The organism is SAR202 cluster bacterium, from assembly GCA_009392515.1.
Lineage (GTDB): Bacteria > Chloroflexota > Dehalococcoidia > Lucifugimonadales > UBA6952 > UBA6952.
Window position 1 is genome coordinate 1 of record VFGE01000015.1, and the last position, 11,049, is coordinate 11,049.

General features: G+C 37.5%; 15 protein-coding genes and 1 tRNA gene. All 16 read right to left on the reverse strand.

All coding sequences use genetic code 11. The features are described 5' to 3' along the window. Positions 1-15: 15 nt before the first annotated feature. Entirely contained in the window at positions 16-783 is a 768-nt protein-coding gene (rpsC, locus tag FI695_00870) for a 30S ribosomal protein S3 (protein ID MQG50516.1), read from the reverse strand. 1 nt (position 784) lies between these two features. Next, positions 785-1,120: a 50S ribosomal protein L22 gene (locus FI695_00875; GenBank protein ID MQG50517.1), complete on the reverse strand. Its 336-nt coding sequence runs from the start codon at positions 1,118-1,120 to the stop codon at positions 785-787. A 1-nt stretch (position 1,121) separates the two neighbouring features. Further along, positions 1,122-1,406, reverse strand: coding sequence for a 30S ribosomal protein S19 (gene rpsS, locus FI695_00880; protein ID MQG50518.1), 285 nt, complete (start codon positions 1,404-1,406; stop codon positions 1,122-1,124). Between the two features lie 10 nt (positions 1,407-1,416). Then, a complete protein-coding gene (rplB, locus tag FI695_00885) occupies positions 1,417-2,247 on the reverse strand; it encodes a 50S ribosomal protein L2 (GenBank protein MQG50519.1) in 831 nt (276 codons plus the stop codon). 3 nt (positions 2,248-2,250) lie between these two features. Further along, positions 2,251-2,538 carry a 50S ribosomal protein L23 gene (locus tag FI695_00890; GenBank protein MQG50520.1) on the reverse strand — a complete coding sequence of 96 codons (288 nt, stop codon included), beginning with the start codon at positions 2,536-2,538 and terminating at the stop codon, positions 2,251-2,253. Next, positions 2,531-3,187, reverse strand: coding sequence for a 50S ribosomal protein L4 (rplD, locus tag FI695_00895; GenBank protein MQG50521.1), 657 nt, complete (start codon positions 3,185-3,187; stop codon positions 2,531-2,533). The genes FI695_00890 and rplD overlap by 8 nt, the downstream gene beginning before the upstream one ends. Beyond that, positions 3,188-4,027, reverse strand: a complete 840-nt coding sequence (locus FI695_00900) for a 50S ribosomal protein L3 (GenBank protein ID MQG50522.1) — start codon at positions 4,025-4,027, stop codon at positions 3,188-3,190. A 2-nt stretch (positions 4,028-4,029) separates the two neighbouring features. Beyond that, on the reverse strand, positions 4,030-4,359 hold the full coding sequence (gene rpsJ, locus FI695_00905; GenBank protein MQG50523.1) for a 30S ribosomal protein S10: 330 nt from the start codon (positions 4,357-4,359) through the stop codon (positions 4,030-4,032). A gap of 16 nt (positions 4,360-4,375) precedes the next feature. Next, a complete protein-coding gene (fusA, locus tag FI695_00910) occupies positions 4,376-6,445 on the reverse strand; it encodes an elongation factor G (protein MQG50524.1) in 2,070 nt (689 codons plus the stop codon). A gap of 23 nt (positions 6,446-6,468) precedes the next feature. Continuing rightward, positions 6,469-6,939: a 30S ribosomal protein S7 gene (rpsG, locus tag FI695_00915; GenBank protein MQG50525.1), complete on the reverse strand. Its 471-nt coding sequence runs from the start codon at positions 6,937-6,939 to the stop codon at positions 6,469-6,471. 28 nt (positions 6,940-6,967) lie between these two features. Next, positions 6,968-7,375 carry a 30S ribosomal protein S12 gene (locus FI695_00920; protein MQG50526.1) on the reverse strand — a complete coding sequence of 136 codons (408 nt, stop codon included), beginning with the start codon at positions 7,373-7,375 and terminating at the stop codon, positions 6,968-6,970. 119 nt (positions 7,376-7,494) lie between these two features. Next, positions 7,495-8,388, reverse strand: a complete 894-nt coding sequence (locus tag FI695_00925) for a hypothetical protein (protein ID MQG50527.1) — start codon at positions 8,386-8,388, stop codon at positions 7,495-7,497. A 2-nt stretch (positions 8,389-8,390) separates the two neighbouring features. Next, positions 8,391-8,900 carry a gamma carbonic anhydrase family protein gene (locus FI695_00930; GenBank protein ID MQG50528.1) on the reverse strand — a complete coding sequence of 170 codons (510 nt, stop codon included), beginning with the start codon at positions 8,898-8,900 and terminating at the stop codon, positions 8,391-8,393. A 29-nt stretch (positions 8,901-8,929) separates the two neighbouring features. Continuing rightward, positions 8,930-9,004, reverse strand: a tRNA-Gly gene (locus tag FI695_00935). Between the two features lie 66 nt (positions 9,005-9,070). Then, entirely contained in the window at positions 9,071-10,003 is a 933-nt protein-coding gene (locus FI695_00940) for an NAD(P)-dependent oxidoreductase (protein MQG50529.1), read from the reverse strand. A gap of 72 nt (positions 10,004-10,075) precedes the next feature. Continuing rightward, positions 10,076-10,717, reverse strand: coding sequence for a hypothetical protein (locus tag FI695_00945; GenBank protein MQG50530.1), 642 nt, complete (start codon positions 10,715-10,717; stop codon positions 10,076-10,078). Positions 10,718-11,049 lie beyond the last annotated feature (332 nt).

Consider the following 11,049-nt stretch of genomic DNA (forward strand, 5'->3'; position numbering starts at 1 on the left):
TGCATTTTTCTATATTTAGTTCTCCGTGGTTGTAACATTACCTTCCTCCAAAGAAGCTTCAGCCTGCTGTTCTTCATTTTCCTCAGATGGAACATTAGATTGAAGAGTAAAACCAATTGGTCCTAAATCTGAGTCATTATTTTCAGTGTCAGTTATTTCGCCTTTAAAAATCCATACCTTAATACCAATTTTCCCAAATGTCGTATTTGCTTCAGCCACACCATAATCAATCTCAGCTCTTAGTGTATGTAATGGCACCCGTCCGACCATCACTTTTTCTTTCCTAGCTATTTCTGCCCCGCCCAGTCTTCCGGAACATAGAATTTTTATCCCTTCAGCACCGGACTGCATAGCTCTGGTAGAAGCCTGTCTCATTGCCCTTCTAAACATAACCCTATGCTCTAGTTGGTCAGCAACATTTCTTGCTAATAATGATGCGTCTAATTCTGGCTGTTTAACCTCATAAACATTAACTTTAGAAATTTTCCCTGTCATTTTTTCTATTTCTTCTCGCAACTGATCAATTCTTGTTCCGCCGCGACCAATAACTATTCCAGGTCTTGCAGTATGAAGAGTAACAACAAGCTCTGCCCCTCTCTCTATACTAATTTTAGCAATTCCTGCATCTTGATAATTTTCACGCAATAAAGATCTAATTTTTATGTCTTCTTCTACATACTGTTTGTAATTTTCAGACTTAGAAGCAAACCATGAAGAATCCCAGGATCTTCCACCTTTTATTATTCCTAATCTAAATCCTATTGGATGTGTTTTTTGACCCAATCTAGGCCTCCTCGTCTACAATTACTGTTAGATGACTAGAAAATTTACTAACACGACCTGCACGGCCTCTAGCCATAGGTTTAAATCTTTTTATAGTAAGTCCCTTGTTAGCAAAAATCGTAGATATAACTAACCTATTAGGATTTAACATATCGTTATTTTCTGCATTTGAAGCAGCTGATTTTACGGCCTTATACACATGTTGTGCAGAAGGGCTTGGGTAATATTTAAGAATGTCTAACGCATCGTTGACATTCTTTCCTTTTACCATATTCGCTAATAATTGTATTCGCTTATGGGACACTCTAATATTTTTAAAAATAGCTTTTGTTGGCATATTACCTCACTCTTGAAGACTGTTCAGATTTAGTAACATGGCCTCTATAAGTTCTAGTAGGAGCAAATTCCCCTAGCTTATGTCCAACCATATTTTCTGTGATAAATATTGGAATATGTCTTCTTCCATTATGCACAGCAATAGTAGCACCTAGCATATCAGGAATAATCATAGAAGAACGTGACCATGTGCGTATAACAGTTCTATTATCATTTTGCATAACAGACAAAATTTTCTTTAATAATTTTGGGTCAACATAAGGGCCCTTTTTTATCGATCTTGACATTTATTATCACCTATTTTTGATATCTTCTTCTTACAATAAATACATCGGTTCTTTTATTTTTTCTAGTTCTGTGACCAAGGGCTACTTTTCCCCAAGGTGTTTTAGGGTTCTTTAACCCTACTGGAGATCTACCCTCACCACCTCCGTGGGGGTGGTCTCTTGGCGTCATTGCGGAACCCCTCACACTGGGCCTTCTACCAAGATGTCTGTTTCTTCCAGCTTTTCCTGATTTAATATTCTTATGCTCCAAATTTCCTAATTGCCCTACAGTTGCCATACATGTGCTAAGGAATTTTCTAACCTCTCCAGATGGCAACCTAACTAGTGTGTATTTTTCCTCTTTAGCCAAAACTTGCGCTGAACCACCAGCGCTTCTTACTATTTGTCCGCCTTGGCCTGGGGTCATTTCTATATTATGTATTATTGTTCCATTAGAAACAGAAGAAAGAGGCTTTGCATTTCCTATTTTATCTTCAGCTTCTGCGCCACTCATAACAACATCTCCCACATTTAGCCCGTTAGGGAGAAGAATGTATCGTTTATCCCCATCAACAAAATTTACTAGAGCTATTCTTACTGAACGATTAGGGTCATATTCAACAGTAACGATTTTGCCTGGAACCCCATAATTATCCCGTTTAAAATCAATTAAACGATATGTTCGTTTAGAACCTCCACCCCTATGTCTAGTAGTGATTTTACCTCTATTATTTCTCCCTGCTCTTTTCTTTAAACCTTTTGTTAATGATTTATGTGGGGTTTTGGACGTAAGGGTACTAAAATCCGGTAAAACGGAACCTCTTCTAGATGGTGTTGTGGGTTTAAAAGTTTTTAACGGCATTACTTATGCTCCCTCAAAGATTTCAATTCTGTCACCCGGCTTGAGGGTAACAATTGCTTTTTTCTTATCTTTTGATCGACTGTAATTTTGACCAACTCGCTTAACTTTTCCTCTATTCATAGTAATGTTTACAGACAAAACATTAACATCAAAGGCTTTTTCAATTGCTTCTTTGACAATAATTTTATTAGCTGTGGGTATGACTTCAAAAACATATTTACCTTGTTCTTGTAGCATTGTGCTTTTTTCCGTAACAACAGGCTTTAATAAAACATCATAAACACTACTCATTTGGTGCCTCCTTAGAATTAGATGTTTTTACCCATATTCTTTCTGCTTCTTTAATTCCGTCTAATGAAATTAGGATATTATTTGAGGACATAATATCGAGAACATTTAATTTATTAGCCTCAATTAATTTTATACTCTTAATGTTACTAGTAGCTTTCAACATGTTTTCATTTTTGCCTTCAGTGACAATCAATGTTTTATCAGATATACCAAGTGTGGCTAATAAAGTTATAGTATCTTTAGTTTTTGGAGTTAGTTCATCCAAAGAATCAATTATCATAAGCTTTTCATCACGAACTTTGTCAGATATAGAACTTCTAATAGCTAATTGTTTCATTTTTTTGGTTATTTTTTTATTATAACTTCTGGGTTTTGGTCCAAATACAACACCTCCGCCTTTCCATTGCGGGGCTCTTATTGATCCTTGTCTTGCACGTCCTGAATGTTTCTGAATACGCGGCTTAATTCCTCCGCCGGATACTTCTGAACGTGTTTTTGTACTACTGGTACCTTGTCGCGCATTGGCAAGTTGTCTTACTACTGCTTGATGAACCACAGCATCATTAAAATCAACAGCTACTAATTCATTGCTGATTTCAACTTTACTAACTTCTTCACCTTTATTATTTATGACAGTTAATTCCACAATTTACCTTTCTTCTGCTTCATTTGTTGGTTCGGCTTCTTCGGTTGCCTCTTCAACTACTTCTTCAACTGCTTCATTTGTTGGTTCGGCTTCTTCGGTTGCCTCTTCAACTACTTCTTCAACTGTTTCATTTGTTGGTTCGGCTTCTTCGGCTGCCTCTTCAACTACTTCTTCAACCACCTCTTCAACCACTTCATTTATTGGTTCAGGTTCTTCAATATATATAGGAATATTTCCATCTCCAGCAACCATTACTAACGTGTCTCGTGCTCCAGGAACTGCTCCTTTTATTGAAAGTATATTATTCTCCGTATCAACAGATACAACTTCTAAACCTTTTGTGGTAATGGTTTCATTTCCATAGTGTCCTGCCATTCGTTTCCCTTTAAATACCCTACCTGGAGTTGATCCCGCACCAACTGAACCAGGTGCTCTCCATCTATCTGACTGACCATGGGTTTTAGGCCCACCATGAAACCCATGCCGTTTCATTCCCCCTGCGAACCCTCTTCCTTTAGAATTTGCAGTAACTCGTATAATTTCACCTACAGAAAACATTTGGACATTTAACAATTGGCCTACTTGTAATTCGTCAAGCTCTTCGACCCTTATTTCCCTTAGGTATTTAAAATTACCTGTTCTTTGTAAATGGCCCGAAGTTGGTTTATTTGCCTTTTTTAAAGTTTCGTATCCGATTTGAATAGCATTGTATCCATCATTGCTTTGAGTTTTTATTTGAGTTATAACACATGGGCCTGCTTGAACCAAAGTCACAGGCTGAACTTCCCCCTTTTCAGAAAAAGTTTGTGTCATACCTATTTTTTTTCCTATAATACCCTTCATTGTTATACCTTTATTGATATATCTACACCAGCTGGCATATTTAGTCTTGTTAAAGCGTCTATTGTTTTAGAAGACGGATTTAATATATCGATTAATCTTTTATGTGTTCTCATTTCAAAATGTTCACGAGATTTTTTATCCACCATAGGGGATCTAATAACACAAAATCTTTTAATAGTTGTAGGTAATGGTATAGGCCCTGCAACTGAAGCGCCCACTCTTTCAGCGCTTTCAACTATATGTTCTGCAGATTGATCCAAAATTCTATGGTCAAACCCTTTGAGTATAATTCTCATTCTTTGTCTATTTGTTTGTTGTTGTGTTGTTACCATGATTAGCCCTTTTTAATTAACCTTGTGCGAGTAATTCTTCTCTTATGTTTTCTGGAACTTCGGAATAATGATCAAACTCCATGGAATAACTAGCTCTTCCCTGTGTTGCAGAACGAAGGTCTGTTGCATATCCAAACATTTGGCCTAAAGGAACATGGGCCTTTAAAATTTGAGCATCATTTTGGGCTTCCATGTTTTGTATCTGGGCTCTTCTGGAATTCAAATCACTCAATACGTCTCCCATATGTTCTTCAGGAGTAGTTACCTCTATACCCATTATAGGTTCAAGTAACTGTGGATTTGCTTTTGATATTGCGGCTTTAACACCCATTGAACCTGCCATTTTAAAAGCCATTTCAGATGAGTCAACATCGTGAAAACTGCCATCAAAAAGAGTTACTTTTATATCTACAACAGGATATCCACCTAATGTGCCATTCGTTAATGCTTCTTTAACGCCTGCTTGAACAGATGGGATGTATTCTCTAGGAATTTTTCCCCCAACGATTTTATTATCGAACTCAAAGCCTTCGCCTTCGGGTAGGGGTTCTATTTCTAAAACGACATGCCCATATTGACCTCGACCTCCACTTTGTCTAACAAACCTACCTTCAGCAGTAGCTTTTTTCTTTATAGCTTCTCGATAAGAAACTCTAGGCTTGCCCAGATTAGCATCAACACTAAATTCCCGTTTAAGTCTTTCAACTAAAACTTCTATATGAAGTTCTCCCATACCAGAAACAATAGTTTGGGCTGTTTCTTCATCATATTTTGTTTGAAAAGTTGGATCTTCTTCAGCTAATTTGATAAGTCCATCTGTTAATTTCTCTTGCTCTGCTTTGCTTTTAGGCTCAATAGCAACAGAAATCACTGGTTCTGGAAATTTAATTGTTTCAAGTAGTAAAGGTCTATTTTCTAGAGTTAAAGTATCACCAGTAAATGTGTCTTTTAAACCTACGGAAGCCCCTATGTCTCCCGCCTTTAATTCTTCTACTTCTTCTCGTTTGTTTGCCACCATTCTAACAATTCGACCCATACGTTCTTTTCTGCCCTTGGTAACGTTTAGGAGAGATGTACCTCCAGTTACCCTGCCAGAATAAACTCTAAAATACACCAAACGTCCAGTGTACGGGTCTGAAACTACCTTAAAAGCAATACCACAAAAGGGATCATCTTCATTATGTGCCACAACTACTTCGTCCTCACTTCTTGGAGCCACGCCAGAAATAGCTGGAATGTCTTTTGGTGACGGCAAAAAGTCCACTATAGCATCTGATACCAGAAGCATTCCCCAATTGAACATTGCACTTCCACAAATAACAGGAACAATTTTATTGGCGATTGTTCCTATGCGAATGCATTTTCGTATTTCATCAGGTGTAAGTTCTTCACCATCTAGATACTTCATCATTATTTCTTCATCAAATTCGGCAATATTCTCTAACATTGCCTCACGGTATTCTGTAAATTGTTGTTGAAATTCTTCCGGGATTTCGTCCAAAATCTCTTCAACGCCAGAACCTGTTTCTCTACTAAACCTGATAACTCGTTGATCAATCAGATCAATAATGCCACTAAAATCGCTTTCACTACCAATCGGAAGTTGAATAGGTACAGCAACTACTTTGAATCTATCTTTTATCATATCTACTGCTCGATAAAAATTTGCCCCCATTCGGTCCATTTTATTAATCAAGCATATTCTTGGTACGCCATATTTATCTGCCTGTCTCCATACAGTTTCTGATTGTGGTTGAACACCAGAAACTGATTCAAATACAACCACTGCTCCATCTAATACTCTAAGGCTTCTTTCTACTTCGGCTGTAAAATCTACGTGACCTGGAGTGTCAATAACATTTATTTGATGGTCACGCCAATGTGTGGTAACCGCGGCAGATACTATTGTTATTCCACGTTCTTTTTCCTGATCCATCCAATCAGTTACAGTATTACCATCATCTACATTTCCGATTTTATGTGTCATGCCAGAAGCAAATAAAACTCTTTCTGTTACCGTTGTCTTACCTGCATCAATATGAGCAATAAATCCAATATTTCTTATTTTATCAATAGGGAATTCCATAACTAAACCTTACTTCGATATAACTACCATTTATATTGAACAAAAGCCCTGTTGGCTTCAGCCATTCTGTGTAAATCTTCTCTTCTCTTAACTGCTGTTCCTTGACCCCTAGAAGCTTCTTGTAATTCTCTAAAGAGTCTATCTGACATAGAAGAACCCGACTGTGATCGGGCGGAGCCTATTATCCATCTCATAGCTAAAGCTTCTTTTCGATCGTAACGAACTTCTACAGGAACTTGATATGTTGCCCCACCAACTCTTCGAGATTTTACTTCCAAAATTGGTGTTACGTTTCTCATTGCTTGTTCAAAAACTTCCATAGCTGGTCGTTTAGCGTCGTCTTCTAGTTTTTGCAATGCGTCATATACTATTCTTTGAGCTACAGTTTTTTTTCCGTCTAGCATGATTCGATTAATAAACCTTGATATCTCTTGGCTATTATATTTAGGATCTGCAATGGTTATTCTTTTTGTAGCTCTTCGTCTTCTAGACACGATCTTCTCTGCTTTCTCTAAATACTATCTATTTCTTAGACCCGTATTTGCTTCTACCTTGTTTCCTGTCGTTGACTCCTCCAGAATCTAAGGCTCCTCTAACTATATGATATCTAACCCCAGGAAGGTCTTTGACCCTTCCTCCTCTTACTAAAACAACAGAGTGCTCTTGAAGGTTATGACCTTCCCCAGGTATATAGGCAGTTACCTCCATACCATTTGTTAGTCGCACTCTTGCTATTTTTCTTAAAGCAGAATTAGGTTTTTTCGGGGTTGTGGTACGAACTTGAACACATACGCCTCTTCTTTGAGGGCATCCCGGTCCTCTTGTTATCTTATTTTTTAAGGTGTTTTGAACTACTCTCAATGCAGGAGCCTTTGTCCTTTTTTGAGAACTAGCACGACCTTTTCTTACTAATTGATTAACTGTAGGCATTATCTAATTCTTTCCAAATAAAAATATTGCCTCTGAAAAGAAGGCAACAGAAACGGATAATAACAATATACCCCTATATTGTCAAGTTTAATTCCTATTTGGAAGAAGAATAGAGCATATTAAACATCTTGCCATAATTCAACCAATATACCCATATTGCTTTTGGGATGATAAAAAGTAACCCTACTACCACCTTCATCAGCACCTGTAACTTCTCCAATTTGAACCAATCCTGCTGTGTTCAATCTATCTACATCGCTCTCTATGTCTTCAGAATAAAAACATACGTGATGTATTCCAGGCCCACGATTGGCTAAAAATTTAGCAGTTCCACTGGTTTCGTCTTGAGGAACACTAACTTCAATACGTGATTCCCCTATAAGAAACTCAAGAATTTTTACATTATCACTTTCGGCAAATCTACCGTTAGGCAAGGGCGTTTTTGTATCATCCACTTTGAGCCCATAGGTATCTCTAAACAAAGCTAACGCCTCTTCAAAGTTATTACACACCACCCCTACGTGATGAACATAAGTAAGACTACCACCTTTTCCCCTCGGTGGCTCCGGAACGACACCATTAACTGGCATATTTTGCCAGATTTCTAAGAGAAAACCTAAATTAGACTTCGGGTGTGCAAAGGCAACCCTTGAGCCACCTTCTTGATCTGCACTTCCTGTTGGAGGCACAACAATTTGTTGCCCAGCATCGATTAGTCTTTTAACATCTGTATCCATATCGTCTGAATACAAACATATGTGATGTGGCCCAGCCCCTCTTCTCTCTAAAAACTTTCCAGTACCACTATTGGGGTCATTTGCCATATTAATTTCTAATTCACTCTCTCCAACCGGTATATCGAGTATATTTACATTGTCTAGCTGGACATTTCTGCCATTAGGCAAAGGTGATCTTTCTTCATCGACTGAAAAACCATATGTGTCCAACCAAAGACTTTTTGCCGCCTCTAAGTCACCCACTACTAATCCTAAATGATGTAATCTTGTAAACATAATTATTTCACCTCTTTTAAATTTTTCAAATATCGGTCTCTATTTCTTTGGTAGTTTGCAGCAGTTCGTGCCGTCATTTCCAAATTTTCTTTAGACGGTTCTCTTGCAACTTTTCCAGGTATTCCTAATACTAAAGAGTTTTTAGGAATAGTGGATCCCGGTATAACCACTGAACCGGCTCCTATCACACAATTTTCCCCTATATCCGCAGGTCCAAAAACTAAAGCACCATTGCCTATGATTACATTATTTCCTACTGTACATCTATGAACTAAACATTGGTGTGCCACTACGCAGTTTTCTCCTATTGTAGTTTCTTCATGTATAACCGTGCCGTCTTGTATATTAGTGCCTTTACCTATTATTATTTTTCCAGCGTCTCCTCGCAAAACACAATTGAACCAAACACTAGCGCCTTCTAAAATTTCCACATCGCCAATAATTTGTGCGCTTGGGGCAACAAAAGCGGTTTCGTGAATTTTGGGAGAAAGATCTTCAAGACTATATAGCATATTATCCCTACTTTCTATAAATTAAACCTTGGAGCGGGAGACGGGATTCGAACCCGCGACCCTTTGCTTGGGAAGCAAATGCTCTTCCTCTGAGCTACTCCCGCATACTTCCAATCACAGTCGTGATAGTGTAACACAAACTTTTTATATTTACAGGCAGTTATAATAAGTTATTGATGGGCTTCTTTTCTCGCGTCATTTATGTGTTCAGCTATCCGAGTTTGTAGGGGGACAATGTCATAACCTAAATCTTGGTACATTCTGCTTGAATCAACATTATAAACGTGAGGAACAGGCTTATCTCCTGTTTTAATATTTGCATCAGGTATAATTTCCATCACAATATCTATCATATCTTGGATTGTTGCTAAGTGGCCTCCGCTTATATATATCGGATAATTTAATTTACTTGCTAGAGTTGTTCTTACAAATATCTCTGCAGCGTCTTCCACATGAATCATAGGAGATGGCTCTTCAGGCCTGAATTCCATTTCAACTGGTTTTCCAACAGCTGGCAAGGACATTAATAAACCGCCTATCATTCCTGTCATACCAGTAACTCTACCGTGGCCAAAAACTGTACAAATCCTTATTGCCCTAATATCCAAACCATATTGATCTCTATATTTAGATGCTGAAAAATCATTAACAGCTTTGGTCATTCCATACATATTAATCGGGGCTGGTTGGTCATCCTCATTAATAGGCCTATCTCCAAATGTTTCTTGCACACCATAAACTGCAATCGAGCTTGCATAAACAACACGTTGTATATTAGTCCAACGCGCAGCCTCAAAAATATTATTTGTGCCTTGAATATTAACCAACATGCTGTAGTGTGGCCTTTCTTCTGTATCTGGCGGAAGAAGTGCGGCCAGATGAATTATTTTATGAACTTTATGTTGATTAATTGCTTCTAAAATATGCGATAATTGCGACACGTCCCCTCGATAAAATTTCATTAATCCTCGAAATGGTTGTAGGTTAATTTGTGGAGGATTTAAATCGAAGCAAACAACTTCTTCTCCTCTTTCTAAAAGCTTGCGTATAATTCTTCTTCCTATAAAACCCGATCCCCCGGTCACCATGGTAGACATACTCATACTCCTAATAAAGGGTTATTAATAATATTAAACATAAGTCTAACAACGGATAAATCCATTATCAATATTCTTTTAATCTCGATCATAAAGAAGGCGATTCATGAATTGTTTTTTTGTTAATATTGTAGGGATGACGTTTTCTTGGAAAATTCTTTTATAGCTAAGTATGATTACAATTGGCGAGCATACAAACAACAATAGTTCTTTAGAATTATAAAGTTGATTATTTACAGGGAAAAAATATACAAGAGCTAGTATTAATGGCATGGATAGCAATACAGCCAACGCTGAGTCTTTAAATAATAGTTTTACCATTACAATAAATAGGGATCCAATAAACATAGGAAGCGTAATAATTGAGTATAGAATCCCTGCTGAAATAATAACACCCCTGCCTCCTTTATTTGTTTTTTGAATAGGAAAAACATGCCCCAAAACCATACTAATTACACAATAATGAAAAATTTTATCCGTGTCTGTTGATAAATAAATAAACAACAGCCCAAAAGAAAGGCCTTTTATAAAATCAATTAAAACAACAAAAGTTGCTATTCGATAATTTGTTTGTTCAAAGATTGCCGAAGCGCCAGTATGCCGAAAAACTATGTTTTTTTTATTGTATATAATTCTCGTGAGTACATAGCCTGTGGAAATAGTTCCTAATAGATATGAAAAAACAACACCTGCAAATAATACTGCAAGATTTATGTTTATTTCTCCGTTGAAGCTTCTGGATTTGGTGTCTCTAAATACTTGAGCAGATCGCTGTCAGATGATAAGACGACAGTGGTGTTATCACCAGGTAAAGTCTTCTTGTAGGCTTCAAGTGATCTTGTAAAAGCATAAAATTCAGGATCTTGTTCTAAGGCTGAAGCAAATATGGTAATCGCTTCAGCTTCACCAGCACCTCTTAATTCATTCGCTGTTTTTTCTGCGGTTGCTCGGATAACAGTAATTTGTCTGTCAACACCAGCCCTAAGTGTAAGACTTTGTTCCTCACCTTCAGCTCGTAATTTTTGTGCTTGAACCTGTCTCTCAGTTCTCAT

Bases quoted from the DNA above. Each gene is read 5' to 3' on its own strand.
- FI695_00875 (MQG50517.1), bottom strand. From the start codon at position 1,120: ATGCCAACAAAAGCTATTTTTAAAAATATTAGAGTGTCCCATAAGCGA.
- rpsS (MQG50518.1), bottom strand. From the start codon at position 1,406: ATGTCAAGATCGATAAAAAAGGGCCCTTATGTTGACCCAAAATTATTA.
- rplB (MQG50519.1), bottom strand. From the start codon at position 2,247: ATGCCGTTAAAAACTTTTAAACCCACAACACCATCTAGAAGAGGTTCC.
- FI695_00890 (MQG50520.1), bottom strand. From the start codon at position 2,538: ATGAGTAGTGTTTATGATGTTTTATTAAAGCCTGTTGTTACGGAAAAA.
- FI695_00900 (MQG50522.1), bottom strand. From the start codon at position 4,027: ATGAAGGGTATTATAGGAAAAAAAATAGGTATGACACAAACTTTTTCT.
- rpsJ (MQG50523.1), bottom strand. From the start codon at position 4,359: ATGGTAACAACACAACAACAAACAAATAGACAAAGAATGAGAATTATA.
- fusA (MQG50524.1), bottom strand. From the start codon at position 6,445: ATGGAATTCCCTATTGATAAAATAAGAAATATTGGATTTATTGCTCAT.
- FI695_00920 (MQG50526.1), bottom strand. From the start codon at position 7,375: ATGCCTACAGTTAATCAATTAGTAAGAAAAGGTCGTGCTAGTTCTCAA.
- FI695_00925 (MQG50527.1), bottom strand. From the start codon at position 8,388: ATGTTTACAAGATTACATCATTTAGGATTAGTAGTGGGTGACTTAGAG.
- FI695_00930 (MQG50528.1), bottom strand. From the start codon at position 8,900: ATGCTATATAGTCTTGAAGATCTTTCTCCCAAAATTCACGAAACCGCT.
- FI695_00940 (MQG50529.1), bottom strand. From the start codon at position 10,003: ATGAGTATGTCTACCATGGTGACCGGGGGATCGGGTTTTATAGGAAGA.